The organism is Ferruginibacter sp. (genome assembly GCF_031391665.1).
Lineage (GTDB): Bacteria > Bacteroidota > Bacteroidia > Chitinophagales > Chitinophagaceae > Ferruginibacter.
In genome coordinates, this window is the sequence record NZ_JANMUN010000260.1 from 1 (window position 1) to 25485 (window position 25485).

Below are 25485 nucleotides of genomic sequence, written 5' to 3' on the forward strand. Positions count from 1 at the left end.
GCATGACGATACCAAAGTGATTATTTTAAAAAGTGCAGGTGATAAAACTTTTTGCAGCGGTGCTTCCTTTGACGAATTGATTGCTATAAAAAATGAAAGTGAAGGGTTAAAGTTTTTCAGTGGTTTTGCCCATGTTATTAATGCTATGCGTAAATGCCCCAAATTTATAATTGGAAGGATACAGGGCAAGTGTGTTGGCGGCGGTGTAGGTATTGCGGCCGCAGTTGATTATGCCATTGCAACAGATAAAGCCGAAGTAAAATTAAGCGAACTGGCTGTAGGCATTGGACCGTTTGTAGTAGGCCCGGCGGTGGAAAGAAAAATTGGTACAGCAGCTTTCAGCACCTTATCGATTGATGCAACTATGTGGCGCAACAGCGACTGGGCCAAAAGAAAAGGCTTGTTTGCCGAAGTGCATGAGAGTATTGAAAATATGGATGAAGCAATTTACCGGCTGTCTAATAATTTAGCACATTCTAACCCCAAGGCAATGGCCGAAATGAAAAAAATATTTTGGAAAGGTACAGAGCACTGGGATGAATTATTAAAAGAAAGAGCGGCTATCAGTGGCCGTTTGGTACTGAGTGAGTTTACAAAAAAAGCCATTGAAAAATTTAAAGCAAAAGTTTAAAATGAAGAAACTAATTGCTTTCAGCTGCCTTTCAATTATATTTTTATTATCTTCCTGCGCAGGCGTAAAAAAATTATTTACTGCACAGGATGCAGAAATGGCCATCAGGGAAATGCTCTCTGTCGGCACTACTACCGGGGGAAATGTATTGAGTAAAAAGGGAATGATCTCTAAAGAAACATTGATGAGTGCAATATTTCCTGAAGAATTAAAACCAGTGCTAAGTACACTGGAAACTTTAGGACTGAGTAAAGAAGTGAACCGCTTTACTGCCACATTGGGCACGGCGGCCGAAGCAACTGCAGAAAAATCTGTTCCGGTTTTTTTATTGGGTATTAAAAAGATGAATATAAAAGATGCAGTAAGTATTGTAAAAAATGGCAGCACTTCGGCTACAGATTATTTGCGTAAAACCATTGGCGACAGTTTACGTAAAGCAATAACACCAGCTATGAACAATGCGCTGGATGAATACAAACTGGCAAGTGAGTGGAAAAAGATTACGGCGCCGGCACAACTTTTTGCAGGCGATAAATTAAATCTCGACCTTGGTAATTTAATGAGTGGCCTGGTGGCTAATTTAATGTTTAATAAAATTGCAGAAAAGGAAATTGAAATCCGTACAAAGGCTGAAGCAAGAACGACTAATTTATTACAAAAAGTTTTTTCGGCACAAATGAGCAAACTATAAATTATAGTATTCAAAAACGCCATCTCTTAAATTATACTCCCAGCCATGTAAATCTGTATATGCAAGGATGTTGATGCAACTAATCCATATATTTCTGGTGTTTAAACTTGTACAGATTTTGTTGTTATTTATTTAACAGGGTTATTAAAAAGCAATAGCAGCATACTAAACAGCGTTATAATAATCATATTAATGTAATTTTTTTAAATACAGGCACCAATCATTTGGTGAACAAACACTAAAATGCTAATTTGCACCACATTTAATGAAGAAAACCAACAAATCATATACAATTTTTCAAAAGGCGTCATCAATTTTTTTGATGCTCACCCTGTTATGGTTAACTGTAAGCACTCCATTTATAATGAGTACACAGGAGAATTTAGCTAAACAACAAAAAACGCTGATGGCAGAACTTCCGGTGGGTGATAGTAGTGACGACTGTTCGGATAATGCCAATAACAATATTGAGGAAAAGGTGCCTAACAGCAGCAATAGCCTTTCCGAAGAATTTCTGCACGACCAACATGCAGAAGATTACAGCGATGTTAAAACTTCGCAGAATCATATTTTAGAAAACTCCACTACCTACATTGCTTTTCATGGCGAACTTCATGCGCCCCCGCCCAATGTGGCTTAACTTATTTTTCCGCCCATTCTTTTAGCATGTTATTAATCCATATGCGGTATGCATTGAATTAAGAGGTAAAAATTTATCTTGTTTGAACAACTAAAAAATAACACTTAATTTCTTTTAAATCTTTTCATTAGCTTTTGCTGACGGAACAATAATGTTATACAAACTAACTATTTATCATGAACTTGAATTTAAAAAACCTGAAAGCAGATTTACCCGCAGGCCTGGTAGTTTTTTTGGTGGCCCTACCATTATGTATAGCCATTGCGGTAGCCAGCGGAGCAACACCCTTTAGCGGTTTAATTGCCGGTATTATTGGCGGCCTGGTGGTAGGTTCGTTAAGTAATTCGCCATTGAGTGTAAGTGGTCCGGCTGCCGGGTTGGCTACTTTAGTATCCGGCGCTATTATCGCCTTAGGGGGGTTAGAGAGCTATGGCCTTTTTTTATGTGCAGTTGTGCTGGCCGGTATAATCCAAATTGTATTAGGCGTATTAAAGTTGGGCGGCATCGCAAATTATATTCCTTCCAGCGTAATTAAAGGTTTGCTCACCAGTATTGGAATATTAATTATTGCCAAGCAAATTCCTCACATATTCGGCAGAGATAAAGATGAGTCGGGCCATCTTATTGACGTACTACCTTTCACCGGAGGCGATTGGCACGAACTGCTTGTTCCGTTACAAAAAATTGAAGTGGGCGTAGTAATCATTTCACTGCTGTCTATACTGATAATGGTATTATGGGATAAATCTCCACTAAAGAAAAAACTACCTTATATCCCCAGCGCATTGGTAGCCGTAGTTTTCGGTATTGCACTCAATCAAATCTGGATTGCAGCAAGCAGCAATTTGCAAATTATAGAAGAATCTCACCTGATAGTATTGCCTGTTGCAAAAAATGCCCGTGAGTTTTTGGGTTTTTTTACGCTGCCTGATTTTAATGGATTTACAAACGGTACTGTAATTATGTATGGTTTCATTATTGCCATAATAGCTTCGTTAGAAACCTTATTAAGTATAGAGGCGGTTGATAACCTGGATCCCGAAAGAAGGCTAACCAATACCAACAGGGAATTGATTGCACAAGGCACGGGTAACACATTATCTGGATTAATTGGAGGGCTGCCTATAACAAGCGTAATTGTAAGAAGCAGTGCTAATGTTAATGCAGGAGCTAAAACAAAGCTTTCTGCAATTTTACATGCGATCTTGTTACTGTTAACTGTAATTTTAATTCCGGGGATATTGAACATGATTCCCAAAGGCGCATTAGCAGCCATCCTCATTTTAACCGGTTGGAAACTGGCAAAGCCAGCTGTATTTAAAGGTTTTTGGAATGCTGGAAAATACCAGTTTATACCCTTTATTGTTACGGTGGTGGTGATTATTGCTGTTGACCTGTTTGCCATTGTACCGGCATTAAGTGGCAAAGGGCTTATTATAGGAGTATTGGCCGGCATTATTGCTGCTACAGGGGCTATTTTACATGGAAACCTGAAGAACTCTTACTTTTTTCATTCAGAAAAGCATAGTGAAGGAGACACTATCAATATCAAACTTTCAGAAGAAGTGTCATTTTTAAACAAAGCATCAATCAGGCAAACGCTCGACCATATGCCTCCCAACTCATCAGTGATTATTGATGCATCAAATACTCATTACATTGATTTTGATGTATTAGAATTAATAAAAGAGTTTAAGGATATTAAAGTGCCATTAAAAAATATTCAATTACAATTAAAAGGCTTTAAGGAAGCGTATAAAATTGACAATAGTCATACCGTTTCATCAAGCCATTAAAAAAATTATAAAAATGAACAAATCATATCAAAAATTAATTACCGGAAACAAGATTTATGCTGAAACAAAAAAATTTCAGAATCCCGAATATTTTGAAAATTTATCTAAAGGTCAAAAGCCAGAATATTTATGGATAGGCTGCAGCGATAGCCGGGTGCCTGCCAATGAAATTACCAGTACACACAGCGGCGAAATTTTTGTGCACCGCAATATTGCCAACTTGGTAGTGCATACCGATACTAACCTGCTGAGCGTATTGGAGTATGCAGTAAAGTACCTGGAAGTAAAACACATTATTGTTTGCGGCCATTATGGTTGCGGCGGTGTAAAAGCTGCTATGACAAACACCTATCATGGTTTTGTAGATAACTGGCTAAGAAATATAAAAGATGTGTATTTTAAAAACCAGGAAGAACTGCAAGCTATAAATAATGAAGATGATAAAGCAAACAGACTTTCGGAACTTAATGTAATTGAGCAGGTACGCAACTTGGCTAAAACAACTATTGTTCAAGAAGCCTGGAGCCACAGGGAATTACATTTGCATGGGTGGGTGTATGGTTTAAAAGATGGTTTAGTAAAAGACCTGAGTGTAATACATGACGGCCAGGAAGATATTGATAGTATTTACAGATTTAGTATTAATGGTACAAAAACAAAAACTCCTGTAATAAAGCCAGTTGTGCCTGTAGTAAAATTACCCGTAAAAAAATCGGCAGTAAAGCACAAAGTACAACGCTTGAAAACAAAGCGTTAACCTTGTACAATTAAAAACTATGCAACACCCTAACAGTATTCATTTTGATGAAACCCATGTATTACATGAGTTAAAACATTTTTTGCCGTCTCAGCAGGCATTAAAAGATTTTATTCATCACAATTCTTTACATGCCTTTCAGCACATGAAGTTTTATGATGCCATCTTTAAGGCGTCTAAAATTTTTGGCTTCCAGGTGCATTTAGAATTGGCGGAGTACAGGCAGATGTATAAAACAGGCCGTATAAGAGAAGATGTGCTGCAAATGGTAATTGCAAATAAAAAAGGGAAAGATAGTATTGACAGCTGGAAGCAAAAACTCATCAGTAAGGAATATGATAGCATCAACCTTCCCCGTATTGGCCTGTTAAGAAAATACTGGAAAGACGTGTATCATTTAGACCTGGATAACAAAGTGCATCCATTATTATTTAGAATATTGTGTGCATTTTTAGACCAGGGTATTGCGGTAGAAAGTTTTCCGGTGGTAAGTAAACCCTTTTTGCAAAGCATTAAAGAAATGGAGCAAAACAGTTTTATAAGTTTCTTTAAAACAAAAGCCGTTAAGCAACAGTTTTTATCGGGCAATTATTCCATACCGGAATTATTAAAAACAATTGTTGGTAAAGAAGAATATTTTGAGCAGTATTTATTTGACCAGCAATTTGCACATCATGGGTGGAGCGGTTTTGTAAGTGCAGTAGAAGATAATCCGCAAACATTGCTGGATAGAAAACAAATAACACTAAAAGAATTACTGGAATTTGAATTGCTGCTGGAACTGGATGCATTAAACCATACACTGGGAAATAAATGGCAGCCATTAACCAACAGTGTTACCGCTCCACCGCTTAATTTAATGGCAGATGTTGATAAAACAGAATTTGCAGAAGTAATAGAACTTTGGCAGGATGCTTTTGAATGGAGTTATTATGATTCTGTTTTAAGAGGCATATTACTTGCGGCCCCTAAGCCCCCTAAAGGAGGAACTTACGAAGACTCTGCTGCGATGGAAATTTCTACAATTATTGAGGAGTCTAAAATCCCCCATTTGGGAGGTGGAGGGGCCACTTTACAGGCAATTTTTTGTATTGATGAAAGAGAAGATTCCATACGCCGGCACATTGAAGCAGTAAATAAAAAAGCAGAAACCTTTGGTGCCCCCGGTTTTTTTGGTGTAGAGTTTTATTTTCAGCAGGAAGGCAGCAAGTTTTATGATAAACTTTGCCCGGCACCGGTTACACCTAAATATCTAATTAAAGAATACAATGCTAAAACAGTAAGAAAAGATGAACTCATTTATACCAAATTAACTCATGGTATTTTATCAGGGTTTATATTAAGCATCAGTTTTGGTTTTTGGGCGCTGGCAAAAAAAGTACAATTATTATTCAGTCCAAAAATGAGCCCGGCAATATCCAATGCCTATGGGCACATGGATAAATTATCTGCACTTACTATAGAAAATAAAAATACAACCGATACAGAAAACGGTTTGCAGATTGGATATACACTGGATGAAATGGTAATAAGAGGAGAAGGCTTTTTGCGGGGCATTGGGTTAATAAAACATTTTGCACCCATCGTTTATTTTGTGGCGCATGGCAGCAGCAGTGCCAACAACCCACATCATGGCGCACACGATTGTGGTGCCTGCAGCGGAAGGCCCGGGGCTACCAATGCAAGGGTGCAGTCTTTTATTTTAAATAATAAAAAGGTAAGAGAAGTGCTGGCCACAAAGGGAATTGTAATTCCGGATACTACACAGTTTATTGGCAGTATGCATGATACTGCTGCAGATGTGTGGGGTTATTATGATGAAGATATACTTAGTGCAGAAAATGCAAAACAACACCTGCTCAACATACAAAGTTTTGAAACGGCGCTAAACTTAAATGCAAAAGAACGCAGCAGAAGGTTTGCATCCATTAATACCAAACAGGAATTGGAGCAGGTACGCAAAGCCATTCACAGCCGTTCGGTTTCGTTGTTTGAGCCAAGGCCCGAGTTAGGGCATGGCACCAACACCTTAGCCATCATTGGCCGCAGGCAAACCAGTAAAGGTTTGTTTTTAGACAGAAGAGCTTTTTTAAACAGTTACGATTACACCACCGATCCTGATGGAACAATTTTAACTGCGGTTATGCGGCCCATTGGGTTGGTATGTGGTGGTATTAATCTGGAATATTATTTTAGCAGGGTGGATAATATTAAAATGGGTGCCGGTACTAAACTGCCCCATAATGTTATGGGTTTGTTTGGCGTGGCCAACAGCAGCGATGGCGATTTGCGGCCCGGCCTGCCCTGGCAAATGATTGAAGTGCACGACCCTGTTAGGTTGTTGGTGATTGTAGAACACCAGCCCGATATTGTTTTAAAAGCAATTCAATCGAGCCCCGAAGTTTTTGAATGGTACAAAAATGAGTGGGTACATATTGTGGCATTACACCCGGCAGAACAACAATTTTATTATTTTAAAAACGGCGTGTTTGTAAAATACCAACCCATTACCAATGCCACTGAAATAAAAACTATTCACAACATGGAGCAGTTTATTGAAGGGGCAAAAGAAATGGAGACCAATCATATTGTACATGCTACCGAAGAAAATTTGCCGGTGTATTTATTAAATTAAGCCCCATCCCCTAAAGGTGGCTAAGGAGATTGATTGCAGTTTAAATAATATTCCTGGCATTTTATCTTTATTGAACATTAATAAACCGAAATTATAAATGAACCAACTACTTATTTTATTTATAGCCGTACCCATGCTGGCATTTTTTGCAACACTGCTATGGCAAAATAAAAGTGAAAAAGCCATTGGTGCAATTGTACAATTTGCAAAGCTGTTCAATATTTTTATTACAGTACTATTTGCCGGCTGGTGGATGCTGAATGGTTTTACAGCGCTTGAACATAAATTAATAACCCTTTATCAAACAGAACATTTTGTTTTTGCCATTCATTTATATTACGATGAAGTAACCATGGTGTTTAGTATTGTGGGAGCTTTACTATTTTTTCTGGTAGCCACTTTTAGTAAATATTACATGCACCGGGATGAGGGCTTTAAACGTTTTTTTAATACCATACTTTTATTTGCAACAGCTTATAATTTTATTATACTGGCAGGTAATTTTGAAACACTTTTTATTGGCTGGGAAATAAAAGGCATTTGTTCGTTTATATTAATAGCCTTTTACCGTAACCGCTATTTACCGGTAAAAAATGCTTTTAAAGCAGTATCCAATTACCGCATCAGCGATGTGGCACTCATGCTGGCCATGTGGATGATGCACCACCTTACACATCAAAATATAACTTTTGCTCAACTGGGCGAAGCAAAAGAAATGGCTATAGCAACAGGACAAACTGGTATGGCTGTATTTATTGTTTGTATGGTTATTTTACCTGCCACTATAAAATCTGCACAGTTTCCTTTTACCTCCTGGTTGCCACGGGCAATGGAAGGCCCCACTGCTTCTTCCGCCATTTTTTATGGTTCGGTAAGTGTGCATATTGGTGTTTTTTTATTGCTGCGTACGCATCCTTTTTGGCAGGATATGTGGTGGGCAAAAATTACTATTATTGTTATTGGTGCATTAACAGCAATTATTGCAACCATGATTGCAAGGGTGCAGCCAACGGTTAAAACACAAATAGCTTATTCATCTGCTGCGCAAATTGGGCTAATGTTTATTGAAGTAGCATTAGGCTTTCACTGGTTGGTATTGCTGCATTTTACCGGAAATGCTTTTTTAAGAACGTACCAGTTGCTGGTTTCCCCGTCGGTATTAAACTATTTGGTACACCACCAAATTTTTCATTATGTTTTGCCCACGCAAAAAACAATATCAAAACTTAAAGCCTCCTTTTATATGCTCAGCATTAAAGAATGGAATTTAGACACTATAATGTTTACCTATGTGTGGAGCCCTTTTAAATGGTTGGGAAAACAATTTCAGTTTTTACAATCTACAATCATCAGCGGTATTCTTTTTATAACAGCAGGGGCACTTTTAATTGTGGGTTATACCAACCAGCATATGCTTCCCTCTTTAAATGGTGCGTTGCCAATAATATTAATGAGTTTGGCGCTGGCTGTAATACTTTTTGCTTTTACTTACCGTCAATCTGCTTTAAAAGCATGGGTATATTTATTAACGGCACATTTTTTTATAATAGCGGCAGTATTGGTTAATGCCACCCATATAAGTTTGGTTGAAATTATATTTTATGTAAGCGGCATACTGCTGGCTTTTGTGTTAGGCTATTATTGTTTGCAAAAAATTAAAAAGATTGATAACAATATTTCTCTAAACCAATACCATGGGTATGTGTACGAAGAAAATACCACCGGCTTTTTATTTTTAGTAGCGGCTATGGGTATGTTGGGTTTTCCTATAACGGCTGCATTTATTGGTATTGATGTGTTGTTTACCTATGTGGACAGCAATCAAATGCCATTGATTATTTTGATGGCTTTATGCTTTGTATTTATTGAACTTTCGGCATTTAGAATTTTGCTGCGTATATTTTTAGGGCCGCATAAAAAATTATATCATCCGGTGGCCTTCAGGTCATCGTAAAATAATTAAATAAACAGGCACACAATTTGGGAGACCAAAAACCGATATGACTTACGAAATAATTGTTTCTTTACTTACATTAATAGCACTGGAAGTAGTACTGGGCCTGGATAATATTATTTTTATTTCCATACTGGCAGGCAAACTGCCCGAAGAACAGCAAAAAAAAGCAAGAAGGTGGGGAATAATTCTCGCTATGATTTTGAGGCTGGGGCTGCTTACTCTCATTTCAGTTATAATGAAACTGGAAGCCAATTTATTTACCGTTTTAGATAATGGTATCAGTGGGAAAGATTTAATACTGATACTCGGCGGGCTTTTTCTTATTTATAAAAGCGCCAAAGAAATGTACAGTAAAATTGAGGGCGAGGATGGAGAAGAAAAAGTAAAAAGAAAACCGGCTACTTTAAAAGGGGTAATAGGCCAAATACTGATATTGGATATTGTTTTTTCTATAGATTCTATTATTACCGCAGTTGGCTTGGTAAAAGAAGTTTGGGTAATGTATGTTGCAGTAGTTATTTCAGTTTTAATTATGCTGGTAGCTGCAGCCCCCATTAGTAATTTTGTAAATAAACACCCGGCATTTAAAATTTTAGCCCTCAGCTTTTTACTGTTGATAGGTTTTACTTTATTGATTGAAGGGTTTGATGTACACGTACCCAAAGGCTATATTTATTTTGCCATGGCTTTTGCGTTTTTGGTAGATGTAATACAAATGAAAGTTTTTGGAAAAAAAGATAGGGCTGTAAAAATAAAACCAACATTAAACCAGGATAAAACCACATAAACTTTTATTTTTCGCCAAAATTTAAGCAGCAATCTTCAGCTATTAATATTGCCACAACTGGCCTGCTGCCCATTGCAGTTCAAGCGACGCCTTGTTATATTTTATCGTTACTTCAGTTAGCTTTAAAAAAGTTTCCAGCGTTTTATTTTCCCGGCTGTTCACTAAAAACAACGAGCTTTCTCCATTAAAAAATTTTGTTTCTTCTCCACGCTGCAACTGTAAATAATTAGAATAATTTTTTTGTAAAAGATTTACCTGTATTTTATAGTTCACCAACTGGTTATAATATTTTTTTACTTTGTTTATAATCTCAATTTCTTTTTGGCTTTGCTGTAATGCAGTTTCGGTTATTTTAATTTTGGCCAATTTGTATTCGCCACGGCCCTGGCTTAGCCGCAGCGGTATGCTAAAGTTTACACCAAACCTGTAGTTATTATCAAATAAAGTTTTAGTGGCTGCTGCGGCAACATTATATCCTTTACCCAATTGGTTATATTTTAAATCAGCCTTTGGTAACAGTTCCTGAAACTTTAATTTTCTTTCAATATTTAAAGCGCTTAATTTAAATGTGTAGATGCTTAACTCAGGATGGGCTGTTTTTGCATCTGCAATAATTTTTTCCAGCTCCGGAAAAGTTATGCCATCGTACAAATTTTCTATTTTTTCTGCCGGCAAAACTGATGCAGGCAATTCATAAGGCTGGTTATTTTGTTTCCATAAAAAAGTATTTAACTGCAGGGTGGTATTTTGCAAAGCCAGCAATGCATTGTTTTGCAGGTATTCAAAATTCTGTAATTGTGCAATGGCTTCGATGGTATCAATCGCCGGCCTTTCGCCCAGCCGGTAAGCTGTGCTAATAAAGTCGACCCTTTTTTTATTTACACTAATAACCGTATTATAAGTGGTATAAATTAAATAAGCCTGTACCCATTGCCAGTAAGCATCCGTTGCATCCAGCATCAACTCATTTAATACTATTCTTTTCTCCTGTTCGGACGCCCCTATCATTATTTTAGCCTGCTGCAATGCGGCCCTTCTTTTATCCATCAACAAATTTTTTGCCAGGGGAATACTAAGGCCTGTAAAACTTGTTTTACCCATGGTTTCTGTTGGGTTAGTTCTGCTGCCCGCCAAATATTCAATGCCAGTATTTAATTCAATACCATACCAGGTAGGTATGCTTAATTGGGTAGTATTGGTTTGATAATAATTAGTGCCATCAAAAGTTTTATTACTTCCCTCACTACCCAGTATGGGATCAAAGCTGCCTCTGGCAATAGTTAAACCAGCTGCAGCTTTATCTATCTGCAGGTTCGCTTGTTTTGCCACAGGGTGAAACTGTTTTACAATTTGTAAAAAACTTTTTAATGAAAGTGTTTGGGTGCTGTCATTTGCAGTACCATTCTTTATAAAAAGTAAAACCAGTATAATCGAAAATATTTTTTTCATCTTATTTTTTTTGTTCGTTTTGATGAGCTGCCTTATAAAAATCCGGTGGAAAGCCATTAATATTTCGCCACAGCTCGTACCATACCGGTACGTTTTTTAATAAGGCAATACCTTGTGTACCAGCGCCGATTTTTAATTCTTTGGGCCATCTTTTTTTATAACTCATATCTTCCTTTACTAATACCCTGAATTTACCGTTGGCACTTACTGAATTTTCTACAGCTACCACTTCGCCACTAAATGTACCGTACGATGAGTTGGGCCAGCCACTAAATACAATTGCCGGAAAACCATCAAACATAAATTGTACTTTCTGTTGTACCGAAATTAAGGGAAGGTCCATGGGCTCAATAAAAAGTTCTACAGCATAATCAATTTTATCTGGTACAATTTCAACCAGCATTTCACCATCCTTAATAATTTCGCCAATACCAGCTTTTTTTGCCTTGGTTATTTGCCCGGCCTGCGGCGCTGTAATAAAATACATACCGCTGCGGATATTATAGTTGCTGTATTGGTTTTGCAGTTTGGCCACGTCGCCCTGCCCGCCTGCAATTTGAGAAAGGGATTGAAATTGATCTCCCTGCGCTTTAGCTACTTTTTCTGTATAATCCTGGTTAATAGCATCCATTTCAATACGGGCTATTAACAGCTCTTGCCTGGTGCTGCCTATTTTATTTTCGGCACTAATTTTTTTTGCAAATGCATTTTGAAAACTCTGATTGCGTTGCTCCAGTTGTGTTAGCGATACCAACCCGCTATCGTACATAGATTTTTGCCTTTTGTATTGCTGTGTGGCAATACTGTACTCATTGCCTGCAGCAATATTATCCATACTATCGCTCTGCAGTTTTAATTGCAGTTGTTGTATTTTATTTTGCAATTGTGTTTGCTTAAGCAAGCGGTTATTACCCAGCGCACTAATTTGCGTTGCCGATGTGGTTACTTTATTTTTATAATATTGCACACTCATTTGTTTGGCATCCAATTGCTCACCGGTGCGGCTTACCAGTTTGGGGTCCAGGTACTCTTCCTTTACTTCACTAATTTGCAAAATAGTATCACCTGCTTTTACCAGGTCGCCTTCTTTTACAAACCATTGTACAATTTTGCCTGGTATAATACTATTAAGTTGCTGCGGCCTTTGTTCCTGCCTTAAAGAGGTTACACTTCCCCTGGCTCTTATATTTTGTGTCCATGGTAAAAACAAAATAATTATCATGGCAATTAAAAAACCAATACCCCAATATTTTATGCGGCTGGTTTTATCATGGCGGTAAATGGCGGTATATGCTTTTAATGTTTTCATAATTGTTTTATTATAAATCTTCTCCACCTCCGGGAATTTGTGGGTTGCCATTAATTATTGTGCAACCTGTTTTTTTTAAAATAATTGTTTTATCACAGGCTGTTGCAAAAGTTTCATCTTTGGTTATTACTATTACCGTGGTTCTATTCATTTCGGTAAGCAATAGCTGTTTTATTTGTTGCTGGTTTTGTTCTTCAAGGCCAATCCACGGTTCTTCTAAAAGCAATAATTTAGGTTGATTAATTAAAGCCCTTATTAACAATATTTTTTTAACGGCGTGGGCAGGCAGTTTACGTCCGGTTGCAAATAAGGGTGTATCAAATCCATTTTTTAAAGTACTTATAAAAGCGGTTAAACCGGTTTTATTACAAAGAGACAATACCTCCTGCATATTTACCTCCGGCAACCCCATGCAGATGTTATCCATTAAAGTGCCTTCAAAAATATCCTGCTGGCTTATTACTACCCCGGTTTGTAAACGAAGCGATTGTAAATTGTAATTATTTACAGGCATATCATTTATTAAAACGGCCCCCTCAAAATTGCTGTAGCTACCCGTGAGTAAGCGCAACAGAGTAGATTTGCCCAATCCTTCATCGCCCTGTATACAAACCTTTTCGTTTGCAGCAATGTTGAACGAAATGTTATTTAATGTATTGGTGGCGGCACCGGGATACCTGAATGATATTTGCTGCATAGCAATACTTAAACCATTACCGTAAGGGGTTTGTACTATGATACTACCACTTTCTTCAATTTCTTTATCGGTAATTTTCTCTATTTTTTCTACTGAGGTTAATACATCGTACACACTATCCAGATTGCTGATCAATTTTTCTACCGAAGTAATAATGGTGAGTATTACAATTTCTGCTGCAATAAACTGGCCCACATTTAATTGCTGTTGTAACAAAAGATAAGTGCCCACTACCAGCATAGCTGCTGTAACTAATGTTTTAAAACCGATAAGTGTTTTAAACTGCAGCTCTAATATTTTAAAATGACTGGTTCTGGTGTTTAAATAATCGGTAACCAGGTCATCTGTTTTTTGCAAATGAAAGTCGGTGGTTTTTGCAAATTTTACAGAGCGTATAATCCTCGCCATTTCCTCCAGCCAACCGGCTACCTTGTATTTGTAGGTACTTTCCTGCAGGCTGGTTTGTAAACCTTTGGTACCGGAAAAATACAGGATGCCATATATAATTAAAATGAGTAACACACCAAATGCTATAAACACCGGGTGATAAAAAGCTAAGAGTAATAAACCAAACACAATTTGTATAATAGCTAAAGGAAAAGCCAGTAATAATTTGGCCAGACTTTTTTGCAGGGTTACAATATCAAAAAAGCGATTGATTAATTCGGGTAAATAATAATTATCTACTCCGGATAATTTAAGTGCCGGAATTTTTTTTGCAATTTCAAAAGAGTAACGAACAAAAATTTTTTGCTGAATTTTTTCGGTAAGCTGCATTTGTTTAATTTGTAAAACCCCAGCTATAAAAACACTTACTACTATAAGTATAATAAGAACAACAATGGAAGCCGATGCGGTGGTAGTTTGAGCAAAACCTATAAGGGCTTGTATACCTACAGGTATGGCAAGCAGTATAAGGCCGTTTAATATTGCATAAAAATAAATGGCAGCAATTTCTTTACGCTCCAGTTTTACAAGACTTAATATTCTTGTAACAGGGCTGGGTTTTCCAGTCATGAATAATTTTTTAGAATAAATAAAGTAAAACAGCAATTATAAAGCTGTAATAAATAAAAGCAGCACATGCAGGATGTGCTATGATTTAATTTAAAGTATGTCCGGTGGGGGAGTTTCTATTGTTTGGTGGAAAGCAGGAATAATAAATGATACATACTGATGTGTACTATTGTACCTGTCATTAAGTACTGAGTAAGCAGTGGAAAAAGAAAAGAGTTCTTTAGCTTTTTCTTTTTTAATGGTTTCTTCTTTTAATTCGTCTATATCTACAATGCAAATATCAGGGGTTACTGCCAAAATTTCTTGAACAGGCAGTACGTAAAACGCAGTTATTAGTAATAATAGTATAGAAATTAAGATTTTCATTACAGAACTGCAAAGAAAGGCTGTGCCTGGGATATAAGCAAGATCTGTTTGTAAAAGAATTGTAAAATTAAACCTCTCGTTCAGCTTTAATAACGGCTTTATATAAATTTATTAAACAAACTAAATATTTAGCCCACCGCAAGCGCTGATAGTTTGGCCGGTAACATAACTGCTGAGGTTACTGGCTAAAAACAAAGTAACATTAGCAATATCTTCGGCACTTGCAAACCGGCCTAGGGGAATACCAGCTTTATACTTTTCGGCACCTTCGCCTTCTTTTAAATAACTGGTCATATCTGTTTCTACAAAACCCGGGGCAATAGCATTGCAGCGAATGTTGCGGCTTCCCAATTCTTTGGCTACACTTTTTGTAAACCCAATTACACCGGCTTTACTTGCGGCATAACTGCTTTGGCCTGCATTACCCATTTCGCCAATTACGCTGCTCATGTTGATGATGCTGCCACTTCTGGCTTTCATCATAGGGCGAATAACCTGCTTGGTCATATTAAACACACTCTTCAAATTAGTGGTCATTACATCATCCCATTGCTCCAGCGTCATCCGCAGCAATAAATTATCTTTTGATATGCCGGCATTGTTTACACAAATATCTACAGCGCCAAATTCTTTCAGTACATCGTTTACAAAAACTTCGCAGGCAGCAAAATCGCCGGCATTGCTTTGGTACGATTTTGCTTTTACACCCAGTGCAATTAATTTTTCTTCTAAAGCTTTTGCTTTGTCTTTACTGCCATCACTTACAAAAGTAAAAGCTACATTGGCGCCATGCTCAGCAAATTTTAATGCAATAGCTTCGCCAATTCCACGGGCTGCACCGGTAATGATGGCTGTTTTTCCTTCTAATAATTTCATTGTTGTAGTTTATAAAAATAACATGATTGAAAAATACAGTAACATCTTGTAAATGTCTATAATAATAAACATATAAAGACTTAAAAATAGTACAGATTTTGATATTGTCCACCACCAATTTTGGTTATAAAACTTTTTTGTAGCTTTTACAATTATAAAAAGTAACAAAGATGTTTCAATAATAAAAAAGGGGCTTAAATTATCATCAGCAAAAAAATTTGCAGCAGGGGAATAAATTGCAGTAGAAATGGTGTACAGTAAGGGAGCAATTAAAAACTGAATGCAGATAAGAATAGCATTTAATTCAACTCCTAAAACAAAATGATCAAAAAACAATTTTCTTTTGAAAAACAAAATCCAGAGCAGAATTGCCGAAAACGGCAGTAGAATTAGCAGGAATGGTTTGGCAAATTTTTCTGACCTGGCATTGTAATGTTCAGCAAGTTCATTTCCGCTGATTTTTTGTACAGCAATTTTGTTTTTTGCAATGGGTAAAGCGTAAGCAGCATATTTGTATTCTTTATTTACATAAGTTGAAAAGGCCATATTCAATCCCTGGAATTTTGGAAATAACAGGTATAGCACAACAACAACTAAAAAAAAAGAGAGTGGCTTAAAATATTTTTTTCTAACACCATTACAATAATCAAGGGAAAGCTGGCCTGGTTTTGTAATTACAGTTTTAAGTGTAGTGAAAAACTTTCCATCAAAGTGTGTAATGAAATGAAAACCCTCTTCAAAAAAATGTCCTATATTTTTATCATGATTAGTATAAACTTTTTCGCCACAATTGCTGCAGAACTTACCCGTTAGTTGCTGGCTGCAATTTTTGCAATAGGTAATATTTTCCATTATTAAATTTAGAAATTCATTTTTAATATTTCCTCTAACATTTTTCTCTCATTACTCAACCTGGGCACTTTATGCTGCCCGCCTAATTTACCCTTACTTTTCAGCCATTCATTAAAACTATCTTTAGGTAACACATGTACAATGGGTAAGCGCAGGGCAATGTCTTTATGGCGCTTGGCTTCGTAATCGCTGTTAACATCTTTTAAGGCATTGTCCAGCTCGTAAATAAAAGCGGTAATATTATCAGGTTCTTTTTCAAATTCAATTAGCCATTCGTGTGCACCATTATTATTATCGCTGAAAAAAACAGGGGCAGCAGTATAATCACTTACCAATGCATTGGTTTTTTCGCAGGCAGCAGCGATAGCTTTGTCAGTGTTATCTACAATTACTTCTTCGCCAAAAGCATTCATATAATGTTTTAGCCTGCCACTTACTTTTATTTTATAAGGATTGATAGAAGTAAAAATAACCGTATCGCCAATTAAATAACGCCATAGCCCACCGGTAGTGCTTATTACCAATGCATAATTTTTATGGAGCACCACATTTTTTAAACCTACGGTTTGTGGTTTATCTTTTCCATATTCTTCCACCGGCATAAACTCGTAAAAAATGCCATGTTCTGTAAATAATAACAAGCCGTCATCATCAGGTTTTACCTGCCCGGCAATAAAACCTTCGCTGGCATTGTATATTTCTAAGTAATTAATTTTTGCACCAATAATTTTATCAAACTGTTCTTTATAGGGTACAAAAGAAACGCCGCCATTAATATACAGTTCTAAATTGGGCCACACCTCTTTTATAGTTTGTTTATTTTTTATTTTTAAAATACGTTTTAATAAAATTAATGTCCAGGTGGGTACGCCTGCTAAAGAGGTTACATTTTCATCGGCAGTGGTTTGTGCCAGTTGTTCAATTTTATTTTCCCATTCATCTAAAAGTGCTACACTCAATTCGGGTGTACGCAGCCATTGCCCCCAAAAGGGAGAATTTTGCATAAGCACAGCACTTAAATCGCCAAACTGAATTTCATCATTTACTTTACTTAGCTGGTGGCTGCCACCTACTACCAGGCTTTTGCCGGTAAGCATATTACTATCCGGAAAATTATTGTAGTAATTGGTAAGTACATCTTTGCTGGCTTTAAAATGATTATCGGTAAGGCTTTCGTCGCTGATAGGAATAAATTTACTTTTATCGCTGGTGGTGCCCGATGATTGCGCAAACCATTTTACAGGTGTATTCCATAAAATATTTTCGCCTCCTTCCATCATGCGGTTGATATAATTTTTTATATCATCGTACTCATGAATGGGTACATGTTTTTTAAATTCTTTAAGGGTAAATAATTTTTCAAAATGATATTTTCTGCCCAGCTCGGTGTATTGCCCTGCAGATACCAGATCCTGCAATACCTGGCGCTGTGCTGCAACAGGGTGATTGCTCCAGTTTTGTACCCGCCAAAAACGGTTACGGGCAAGTTTAGAAATTATGGAGGAGAGGAGGTTCATTTAACTGCCAAGATAAAAAACAAAGTGCAGTAAATAAAAACAATGTGGAGATATAAGTTATTCCTGCAATCCTTTAAGTTCAAAATCAAGTTTATTTAAAAGCGATTTGGTATCTATTCCACCATCATTATATAACCTGTCGAATAAAGCAACTAAATCAGTTTTATTATTTTCATTAGCGTAAGTGTATAAAGATGTTTTCAATTCATCCATAAATCTTCTGTATTCATCCAATTGTAAATTATCTTCTGCATTTGATTTACTGTATCCAAAAGACCTTTGATTGGCACTGTGTTCTTTTTCAAGATTCTCTAAATTAATCAAACCACTTTCAACTGAATAAATTAATGTATCAAGAGAAATTTTTGTTTCTCTTGCTTCATCATGTAAATAATCTTTACGTTTCAAAATAAAATTTCTGCCTAAATATCTTTTTCTTACCTGTTCATTGGCAGCCAATTCTTCAGCGGTTCCCTGTGTAAATATTTCTCCATCAATCAGCAGATAAGCCCTGTCGCAAATAGATAATGTTTCAGTTACATTATGATCCGTAATGAGGATACCAATATTTTTATATTTCAATTTTGCAATAATGGCTTGTATGTCCTCCACTGCAATTGGGTCAACACCTGCAAAAGGTTCATCTAATAAAATAAATTTGGGGTCAACAGCTAAGGCACGGGCAATCTCAGTTCTTCTGCGTTCGCCGCCGCTTAATGTGTCGCCATTATTTTTACGCACCCGCTGTAAACGAAATTCATCCAGCAAACTTTCTAATTTTTCTTTTTGTTGCTGTTTAGAAAGTTTTGTCATTTCCAGCACGGCGGTAATATTATCTTCCACACTTAATTTTCTAAACACACTGGCTTCCTGCGGTAAATAGCCAATACCCATTTGCGCCCTTTTATACATGGGCAGTTTGGTAATATTGATATCGTTTAAAAAAACTTCGCCTTCATCGGGCTTTATTAAACCCACCACCTGGTAAAACGAAGTGGTTTTACCTGCGCCATTGGGCCCCAGCAAACCAACTATTTCCCCCTGCTTTACATTAAAGGAAACATTGTTTACCACAGTACGGCTGCCGTAAATTTTTACTAAGTTTTTGGTGTGTATAGTAAGGCTCAAATTAAAGAGTTTATAACAAAAATAATGTAAAGCGATAAATAAGACTATACCAACTTTTATTTAACAGCAGTTTGTGCTTTATGCTTTGTTAACTATGTTTGCAGATATTTTAAAAACAATGAAAGTAATAGACCACATTAACCAGGCAAAAGACACTTTAGTTTCGTTCGAAATTCTTCCTCCATTAAAAGGTAAGGGCATTCAATCTTTATACAAACATTTAGATCCGTTGATGGAATTTAAACCATCTTTTATAAATGTAACGTATCACAGAAGTGAACATGTATTTAAAAAAAATGCTGATGGCAGTTTTGCAAAAGTGGTGGTGCGTAAGCGCCCCGGTACCGAAAGTATTTGTGCGGCCATTATGAATAAATACAGTGTGGATACGGTACCGCATTTAATTTGCGGAGGCTTTAATATTAATGACACCGAAGATGCTTTAATTAACCTGAATTACCTGGGTATTGATAATGTTTTGGTATTACGTGGCGATGCTGCAAAAAATGAAGCCGGATTTTCCCCCGAACCCGGTGGCCATAATTATGCCAGCGATTTACTAAAACAGGTGGTGGATTTAAATGCAGGTATTTACCAGGAAGAAGATCTTAGAAATACCAATCAAACAAAGTTTTGTGTTGGCATTGCCGGCTACCCTGAGAAACATTTTGAAGCGCCTAACATGGATAGCGATTTACAATATTTAAAACACAAAGTTGATTTGGGTGCCGATTATATTGTAACACAAATGTTTTTTGATAATGAAAAATTTTATGCTTTTGTAAAAGCCTGCAGGGATATGGGTATTACCGTTCCTATCATTCCGGGATTAAAACCAATTTATACACAAAAGCAATTGACGTTGCTGCCTAAAGTTTTTCATATTGATTTGCCTGCTGCCTTAAGTAACGAAGTGGCTAAATGTAAAACTGACGAAGAAGTGGAAAAAGTAGGAACAGAATGGTTATTGTATCAATCAAGAGAATTAAAAAAATTCGGAGTGCCAGTATTGCATTATTATACTTTGGGCAGGCCCAATTTAATTGCGAATGTGGTGAAGGAGTTGGTGTAAGAAATTATGAATTTGAGGATAGGTTTTAAGCAATGATTTAGGTCATCTATTAATTACAGGCTTATCTTTTAATTGATTATCAATAGTTGCTTTTGCGTTTTTATTTTTAGCCCAAAATTTTTGCAACGCATCATTGTCTTCTAAAAATTGTTTTAATCGTTGGGCTGGTGTTTTAGCCAGCCAAACCTTTAGTTGCAATTGTTTAATATGTAGTGGTGTATCTTCCATTAAAACAAATTAAAGGTATTTAGATTTAGCGATTTTACCCAATTGTTAATATAGGGCCAATCTAAAGTTTCAATTACAACAAGGTTTTTTATATCCTCCATTTGTATATGGCTTTGCAATTGCTGTATCCAGATAAGTTTTGAAATTAATAAATCTTCGGGGCTTACTAAAAATATTGGCGTGCCATCAAAATTAGACTGTACCCTTCTGCTAAATTCAGTTTGACGAAACGGCTCATTTTTTAGGATTACAAAATCTGCTTTAAACCCTGAATTGTAATCTATAATATTAAACAGAGATTGTGTTTGTATCGCATCCCTTACTGCAGCAATATCACAATAATACCCTTCTTTAAAATGATTTGCAAAGGCTTCAACATCCTTTGGTTGTAAGTGTACTACAAAATCTATATCTCTTGTTGCTCTTGGTAATATGTAAGTACTCATGGCTACACTTCCAGATATCATGTAACCAATATTATTGGCATTGAAGTATTGTATAATTTTAATTAGAAAATCCAGCATAACACAATACTACTACAATTGTATAAATCCGGCAATAAGAAAGTGAAATTATACTAATAGTGATTTTAATTTTTCAAGGGTTACATTAAGGGTATAAAAAAACTGGATATTTTTGGTATCCAGTTTTTTTACTTAAAATATTTCTTTATTAATTCAACGGAATACCTACAGAAAAACTTAACGTGCGGTATTTATTTTTTTCGTTAACCGAATTATTGCTTTCGGTAGAGTTTATTTTAGCCAACCCCATACCGTAATTTACTTTTAAAATTAAATGCTCAAACCTAAAACCGCCACCTGCATTAATACCATAATCAAAACGTTTTAATTTGTTGTAAGCTGCATCTTCCTGCTGCGATGTAAACGGATCGTCGTTACTGAATTTTATGGATGAGTTAGATGAAGAGGTTAACGGACCGAATTTAGAATCGGTTTTGGATTTACCGCCAACACCTACTGCAATGTAAGGACCTGCATTAAAAAATACGCCGGTATTTTTTTCCATCGGGATACTTAAAACAAGATTTAAGGGCAACTCTACATACAAAGGATTAAAAGTAGATTTTATATAATCGGCGCCGCCGTTAAAATAACTTTCCGCTTTGGAGCCATGGCCTGTAAGCAGTAATCCACTTTCTAAATCAACTGTTTTTGATAAGCCAAACCTGCCCATAAAACCGGCATTAAAACTGGCCAGCATATTATTTTTTTCGGTGTGGCCATCGTTTGTTTTTGTAATGTTGGCCAGGTTAAGCCCGCCCTGCAAATAAAATTGTGCGTTAGAATTAGCGTATGCCACCAGCATAGCTATGCCCATAATTAATTTTTTCATTTTCGTGAGTTTTAGATTTTTCGTTTATTTTAAACCCAAATACGCAAAAAGCCTGCCAACAGGTTTTGTAAGCAGGCTTTTACTATCACTTGAAAATTATTTTTTATTTAAGCAGGGATTTAAATACCCCTTCATCTGTTTTAACGGGATATTTTCTCCTCAATTCCTCAATCCATTTTTCTTCCATCACATTTTGATAATCATTTATTACCAACCCCCTTGCTTCTTCAAAGGTCCGCTGTTCATTTGCAGGATACATTTTTAATATCATTATAAAACCGGCAGTACCATCGGAGGGGTTAACCATAATGGATGTAATAGTTCCTGCAGCCGGTGGTGCGCCATCAGCTAATGCTATTTGTGCCAATTCGTACCTGCCCGAATCTGCCTGTATGGTGTTATTACTTTCTTCTGCAATTTTCTTCCAGTTTTTTCCATCTTTTACAGCAACAAGTGACAGGTCTGCAGATTTTTTATTACTGCAGTTAAAAATAATTACATCGGCACTGGCGGCCCACACATATTTACTTTTATGAATTAAGTAATATTTAGCCAACCCGGCACTGTCGTTTACGGCACTGCTCCACACTTTTCTTTCCATTATTTCAAACAACATATTACCCTCTTTAAATTCCTCCATTTGGTAGCGAAACTCAGCACTGTAATCTTCTAAATGTGCTTTATAATATTCCAGCGATTTTACAGTTATAAATTTTTGTAACAATGCGGCATTGCTTTCGCCTTTATATATTTCAGGGTTGGTTTTATACTCTCTTATAAAACTTAACCACTCTGCTCCTTTAATATTGCCTTTGGCAGAAGTGAAAATTATTTTATTACTTACAGGAAATACTTTTGTACCGTTTACTGCAGGGTTTGTTGCAATACTATCGGCATAGCGAAATAAATCGGCATCTTTTACGGCTGTATTTTTTTTGTAGTTAACGGTTTTAATAACAGCTTTTGTAAAAATATCTTTGGCATTGTTTACCCTTCCATCCTGCAAAACTTTTTGTTTTATTTCGTACATATAAGCAGCATCGGCTTTTGTAGTTTGCACCGGCTCTGCACGTATTCTTTTTACAATATGAAGGCCATACTGCGTAGCAAATGGTTTTGATATTTCTCCATCTTTTGTTAATTTAAAAACGGCTGCTTCAAAAGGCTGCTCATATTTTCCGGTGGTAAACTCGGGCATGTTACCGCCTGAGGTGTATGTTAATTTATCATCGCTGTACAGTTTTGCCATTTCATCAAAGCTGGCACCGGCCTGCAGTTTTAAATAAATGGAATCAGCTTTTTGCTGTATTAATTTATTATTGGCTGTTTCATCGCCAGGAGGAATAGAAAAAAGTATTTGTGCAATTTTCCATTTGCCCATTCCCTTTCTTTCGTCAACAACTTTAAAAATATGCAAACCGTTTTTAGAACGGTATGGTTTACTGGCTTCACCATTTTTTAAACTGTAAATAATTTTTTCATACTCGTATGGTACAGAAAAGGCAGTAATATAACCAATATCCGAAGCTTTTATTTTTACAGCAGCATCAGAGGCATCTGTAGCTAATTTTTCATAATCTTTTTTACCGCCCATTACCTCGCCATATATTTTTTGCATTGCTTTTACTGCTTTTACAGAATCTGCCAGGGTTGTCTTGGCATTTAGTGCTGTAAAAAAATGAATAACATGCAAATCTTTTTTAGAATTGGTGAATGCTTCATCAATCAATGTATTCATCGCATCGTCATTGGTCATATAAGTTTCTTCAATCTGGCTGCGAAAGTTTTGTAAGTCGGCAGCAAGCTGAGGCAATGTATCCAGTTTGGTATCCCTGGCAGCTTTTACTTTTAATTTAAATTTTGAATAGAGATCAAGGTATTCCCTTAACGATTTTTCTTTATCGTCGGTGGTTGTTTTATTTTTATTGTAAGCCCTTAAAAATTCTGCTTTATCAACAGCATTACTGCCATAGGTAAAAAGTGTTTGAGAAAATAAAGCAGAAAAATTAAACGCAAGGGTAAGCAGTAATAAAATACGTTTCATCATCAGTGGAGTTTTAAGGTTTAGTTTTCCATTTTACTTCAAGCAGTTCGTTTAACTGAAGCAGTGTTAGTTTTTTTCCAACTATATGTTTGTCTTTATCCAGTAAATATAAGGTTGGTGTAAGCGTAATATCGTACAACTGCCTGAAGCCCGGTTTTTGTGCAGCAAAATCTGCCTCTTCCATAGCTTTGGTTTTATATACATGTGTCCATTCGGTAAGCTTATGTTCATTAATAAATTTTATCCATTCGGGTTTTGGGTTTTCTTTATCATCGGGTGACAGTACCGCATAAATTTTTACATTATGCTTTTTCCAGCTGGCCTGGTAAATAGAATCTAGTCTTGGCACTTCTTCTTTGCAGTGGCCGCAGTTGGGGTCCCAAAAAATAATTACAGTATAATCAGCAGCAACATTGTAAAGTGGTGAGGGTTTTCCGGCACTGTCAATCATATCCAGATTAGCAGCTTTTTCGCCAATTAGATTAGCCATCAGCATATAAGCACGGCGGCTTATGGCTTCCATTTGTTTTTCGTTAAGCCAGCTGGTTAATCCTTTGCTGTGGTATTTTTCAAAAAGATGTACAAACACAGCATCCTGCCCCATGTATTTTGGGTTAATGTATTCATCCGTTAACCAGTTTAATAAAAACTTATACATCTCGGGACTTGTACGTGCCAGCAGTAATTTATAATCCACATCTTTTATAATGCTGTCGGGTGATGGTGAAATTACTTCCCGGTAATACCGTTCAATTCTTTTTAAAAAGAAAGGGGTGCGTATAATCCTGTCGTCCATAAAAGTTACACCATCCCAGTAATGTGCTTTATAATAATTATAATTATTTATTGTATCCTGCTTTGTTACCGGAATGTTTGCCGGTACCGAAGGTTCTTTCATTGCTTTAAGCAAAGCGGCCATCATAGAAGCTGGCTGATTTTTTATAATACCGTCACGGTAAGTATTTAATTCGGTATTATATAAGTTGTAATTTTTTTCGTGGGTTAGAGAATCTTGTTTTGTTTTTGATGACATATACGCCATTCTTTCATCCTGCAGTTGCTTACCTTTTTTAGCAACATATTTTTGGTATTGCACATACAATAAATTGGCAGATGAGCCAGTAACGGTTGTTTTATTTACAAGGTCAGTAGTATCTGCCTTAACAGTAATTTTTTGTTCTTTATCAATCAAAAAATCTGTTCGTAAATTTTTATCCGGAAAAACAACAGCATAAATACCGCCGGGTAATTTTTGTTTGCCTTTAAATATGGCCATGCCGGTATTGCTTACTGCGGCAGAGTCGGCAATATTTAAATTGCTGCCCATGTAGTAAGTTAAATAAGCAATGCCGCTTTTGTATTGCTGCGCCTGTAATGTTATTTGGTAACCCTGTGCAAAACACAGGCTGCTGCCAAATATTGCTAAAAGGAAAAAGGTATATTTTTTCATATTATTTTAGGATAGCAAATGTATTTAAAATCGCTGATAATTTGCATTTGCGGCAGTGTTAGCAACAACGGAGAGCTATTGAGTGTGCAGTAAAATTTTAAATTGTAAGGTATAGTTGCTGTTTAAGGCACAGGGCAATTACAAATCGTTAACAAAAGAAGTTGAATGGGCCTGAAATTATTGCGACGGGTTGAAACATCGGGCAACATTCAATTAGTTAAGGTATTTTT

General features: G+C 36.4%; 22 protein-coding genes. 9 read left to right on the forward strand and 13 right to left on the reverse strand.

The window, feature by feature from the left end; translation table 11 throughout:
• The 8 genes from ACY651_RS19835 to ACY651_RS19870 all read left to right on the forward strand — a co-directional run.
• Positions 1-631 (forward strand): enoyl-CoA hydratase/isomerase family protein (locus ACY651_RS19835; RefSeq protein ID WP_462255249.1); only part of this gene is annotated, 631 nt, incomplete at its 5' end.
• A 1-nt stretch (position 632) separates the two neighbouring features.
• Positions 633-1322, forward strand: coding sequence for a DUF4197 domain-containing protein (locus ACY651_RS19840; RefSeq protein WP_462255250.1), 690 nt, complete (start codon positions 633-635; stop codon positions 1320-1322).
• Positions 1323-1644: 322 nt separating this feature from the next.
• A complete protein-coding gene (locus tag ACY651_RS19845; RefSeq protein WP_462255251.1) occupies positions 1645-1962 on the forward strand; it encodes a hypothetical protein in 318 nt (105 codons plus the stop codon).
• Between the two features lie 176 nt (positions 1963-2138).
• Positions 2139-3758: a SulP family inorganic anion transporter gene (locus tag ACY651_RS19850; protein WP_462255252.1), complete on the forward strand. Its 1620-nt coding sequence runs from the start codon at positions 2139-2141 to the stop codon at positions 3756-3758.
• A gap of 13 nt (positions 3759-3771) precedes the next feature.
• Positions 3772-4515 carry a carbonate dehydratase gene (can, locus tag ACY651_RS19855; protein WP_462255253.1) on the forward strand — a complete coding sequence of 248 codons (744 nt, stop codon included), beginning with the start codon at positions 3772-3774 and terminating at the stop codon, positions 4513-4515.
• A gap of 19 nt (positions 4516-4534) precedes the next feature.
• Positions 4535-7150: a YbcC family protein gene (locus tag ACY651_RS19860; RefSeq protein WP_462255254.1), complete on the forward strand. Its 2616-nt coding sequence runs from the start codon at positions 4535-4537 to the stop codon at positions 7148-7150.
• A 97-nt stretch (positions 7151-7247) separates the two neighbouring features.
• The gene (locus ACY651_RS19865; protein ID WP_462255255.1) at positions 7248-9104 is read left to right on the forward strand and encodes a proton-conducting transporter transmembrane domain-containing protein; all 1857 of its coding nucleotides are present in this window, start codon (positions 7248-7250) and stop codon (positions 9102-9104) included.
• A gap of 46 nt (positions 9105-9150) precedes the next feature.
• Positions 9151-9894: a TerC family protein gene (locus ACY651_RS19870; protein WP_462255256.1), complete on the forward strand. Its 744-nt coding sequence runs from the start codon at positions 9151-9153 to the stop codon at positions 9892-9894.
• 42 nt (positions 9895-9936) lie between these two features.
• On the opposite strand, the gene ACY651_RS19875 is transcribed toward ACY651_RS19870, so the two are convergent.
• From ACY651_RS19875 to lptB, 8 genes are all read right to left on the reverse strand, one after another.
• Positions 9937-11343: a TolC family protein gene (locus ACY651_RS19875; protein WP_462255257.1), complete on the reverse strand. Its 1407-nt coding sequence runs from the start codon at positions 11341-11343 to the stop codon at positions 9937-9939.
• A gap of 1 nt (position 11344) precedes the next feature.
• Complete coding sequence (locus ACY651_RS19880; protein WP_462255258.1) at positions 11345-12652, reverse strand: HlyD family secretion protein; 1308 nt, start codon at positions 12650-12652, stop codon at positions 11345-11347.
• Positions 12653-12662: 10 nt separating this feature from the next.
• A complete protein-coding gene (locus tag ACY651_RS19885; protein ID WP_462255259.1) occupies positions 12663-14366 on the reverse strand; it encodes a peptidase domain-containing ABC transporter in 1704 nt (567 codons plus the stop codon).
• 90 nt (positions 14367-14456) lie between these two features.
• On the reverse strand, positions 14457-14663 hold the full coding sequence (locus ACY651_RS19890) for a hypothetical protein (protein WP_462255260.1): 207 nt from the start codon (positions 14661-14663) through the stop codon (positions 14457-14459).
• 189 nt (positions 14664-14852) lie between these two features.
• Positions 14853-15608 carry a 3-oxoacyl-[acyl-carrier-protein] reductase gene (gene fabG, locus ACY651_RS19895; protein ID WP_462255261.1) on the reverse strand — a complete coding sequence of 252 codons (756 nt, stop codon included), beginning with the start codon at positions 15606-15608 and terminating at the stop codon, positions 14853-14855.
• A gap of 9 nt (positions 15609-15617) precedes the next feature.
• Entirely contained in the window at positions 15618-16460 is an 843-nt protein-coding gene (locus ACY651_RS19900; protein WP_462255262.1) for a DUF3667 domain-containing protein, read from the reverse strand.
• 8 nt (positions 16461-16468) lie between these two features.
• Entirely contained in the window at positions 16469-17977 is a 1509-nt protein-coding gene (locus tag ACY651_RS19905) for a GH3 auxin-responsive promoter family protein (protein ID WP_462255263.1), read from the reverse strand.
• A gap of 57 nt (positions 17978-18034) precedes the next feature.
• Entirely contained in the window at positions 18035-19105 is a 1071-nt protein-coding gene (lptB, locus tag ACY651_RS19910; protein WP_462255264.1) for an LPS export ABC transporter ATP-binding protein, read from the reverse strand.
• Positions 19106-19223: 118 nt separating this feature from the next.
• Here lptB and ACY651_RS19915 point away from each other — a divergent pair, with 118 nt between their 5' ends.
• Positions 19224-20177 carry a methylenetetrahydrofolate reductase gene (locus ACY651_RS19915; RefSeq protein WP_462255265.1) on the forward strand — a complete coding sequence of 318 codons (954 nt, stop codon included), beginning with the start codon at positions 19224-19226 and terminating at the stop codon, positions 20175-20177.
• Between the two features lie 42 nt (positions 20178-20219).
• Here ACY651_RS19915 and ACY651_RS19920 read toward each other — a convergent pair whose 3' ends face one another.
• The 5 genes from ACY651_RS19920 to ACY651_RS19940 form a co-directional block, all read right to left on the reverse strand.
• Positions 20220-20405: a hypothetical protein gene (locus ACY651_RS19920; protein WP_462255266.1), complete on the reverse strand. Its 186-nt coding sequence runs from the start codon at positions 20403-20405 to the stop codon at positions 20220-20222.
• Positions 20405-20929 carry a DUF6036 family nucleotidyltransferase gene (locus ACY651_RS19925; RefSeq protein WP_462255267.1) on the reverse strand — a complete coding sequence of 175 codons (525 nt, stop codon included), beginning with the start codon at positions 20927-20929 and terminating at the stop codon, positions 20405-20407. Before ACY651_RS19925 ends, ACY651_RS19920 begins: the two co-directional genes overlap by 1 nt.
• A gap of 148 nt (positions 20930-21077) precedes the next feature.
• Positions 21078-21761: a porin family protein gene (locus ACY651_RS19930; RefSeq protein ID WP_462255268.1), complete on the reverse strand. Its 684-nt coding sequence runs from the start codon at positions 21759-21761 to the stop codon at positions 21078-21080.
• A gap of 103 nt (positions 21762-21864) precedes the next feature.
• A complete protein-coding gene (locus tag ACY651_RS19935; RefSeq protein WP_462255269.1) occupies positions 21865-23808 on the reverse strand; it encodes a peptidylprolyl isomerase in 1944 nt (647 codons plus the stop codon).
• Positions 23809-23818: 10 nt separating this feature from the next.
• A complete protein-coding gene (locus tag ACY651_RS19940) occupies positions 23819-25255 on the reverse strand; it encodes a redoxin domain-containing protein (protein WP_462255270.1) in 1437 nt (478 codons plus the stop codon).
• Between the last annotated feature and the right edge of the window lie 230 nt (positions 25256-25485).

Bases quoted from the DNA above. Each gene is read 5' to 3' on its own strand.
- ACY651_RS19840 (WP_462255250.1), top strand. From the start codon at position 633: ATGAAGAAACTAATTGCTTTCAGCTGCCTTTCAATTATATTTTTATTA.
- ACY651_RS19845 (WP_462255251.1), top strand. From the start codon at position 1,645: ATGCTCACCCTGTTATGGTTAACTGTAAGCACTCCATTTATAATGAGT.
- ACY651_RS19850 (WP_462255252.1), top strand. From the start codon at position 2,139: ATGAACTTGAATTTAAAAAACCTGAAAGCAGATTTACCCGCAGGCCTG.
- can (WP_462255253.1), top strand. From the start codon at position 3,772: ATGAACAAATCATATCAAAAATTAATTACCGGAAACAAGATTTATGCT.
- ACY651_RS19860 (WP_462255254.1), top strand. From the start codon at position 4,535: ATGCAACACCCTAACAGTATTCATTTTGATGAAACCCATGTATTACAT.
- ACY651_RS19865 (WP_462255255.1), top strand. From the start codon at position 7,248: ATGAACCAACTACTTATTTTATTTATAGCCGTACCCATGCTGGCATTT.
- ACY651_RS19870 (WP_462255256.1), top strand. From the start codon at position 9,151: ATGACTTACGAAATAATTGTTTCTTTACTTACATTAATAGCACTGGAA.
- ACY651_RS19875 (WP_462255257.1), bottom strand. From the start codon at position 11,343: ATGAAAAAAATATTTTCGATTATACTGGTTTTACTTTTTATAAAGAAT.
- ACY651_RS19880 (WP_462255258.1), bottom strand. From the start codon at position 12,652: ATGAAAACATTAAAAGCATATACCGCCATTTACCGCCATGATAAAACC.
- ACY651_RS19885 (WP_462255259.1), bottom strand. From the start codon at position 14,366: ATGACTGGAAAACCCAGCCCTGTTACAAGAATATTAAGTCTTGTAAAA.
- fabG (WP_462255261.1), bottom strand. From the start codon at position 15,608: ATGAAATTATTAGAAGGAAAAACAGCCATCATTACCGGTGCAGCCCGT.
- ACY651_RS19900 (WP_462255262.1), bottom strand. From the start codon at position 16,460: ATGGAAAATATTACCTATTGCAAAAATTGCAGCCAGCAACTAACGGGT.
- ACY651_RS19905 (WP_462255263.1), bottom strand. From the start codon at position 17,977: ATGAACCTCCTCTCCTCCATAATTTCTAAACTTGCCCGTAACCGTTTT.
- ACY651_RS19915 (WP_462255265.1), top strand. From the start codon at position 19,224: ATGAAAGTAATAGACCACATTAACCAGGCAAAAGACACTTTAGTTTCG.
- ACY651_RS19920 (WP_462255266.1), bottom strand. From the start codon at position 20,405: ATGGAAGATACACCACTACATATTAAACAATTGCAACTAAAGGTTTGG.
- ACY651_RS19925 (WP_462255267.1), bottom strand. From the start codon at position 20,929: ATGCTGGATTTTCTAATTAAAATTATACAATACTTCAATGCCAATAAT.
- ACY651_RS19930 (WP_462255268.1), bottom strand. From the start codon at position 21,761: ATGAAAAAATTAATTATGGGCATAGCTATGCTGGTGGCATACGCTAAT.
- ACY651_RS19935 (WP_462255269.1), bottom strand. From the start codon at position 23,808: ATGATGAAACGTATTTTATTACTGCTTACCCTTGCGTTTAATTTTTCT.
- ACY651_RS19940 (WP_462255270.1), bottom strand. From the start codon at position 25,255: ATGAAAAAATATACCTTTTTCCTTTTAGCAATATTTGGCAGCAGCCTG.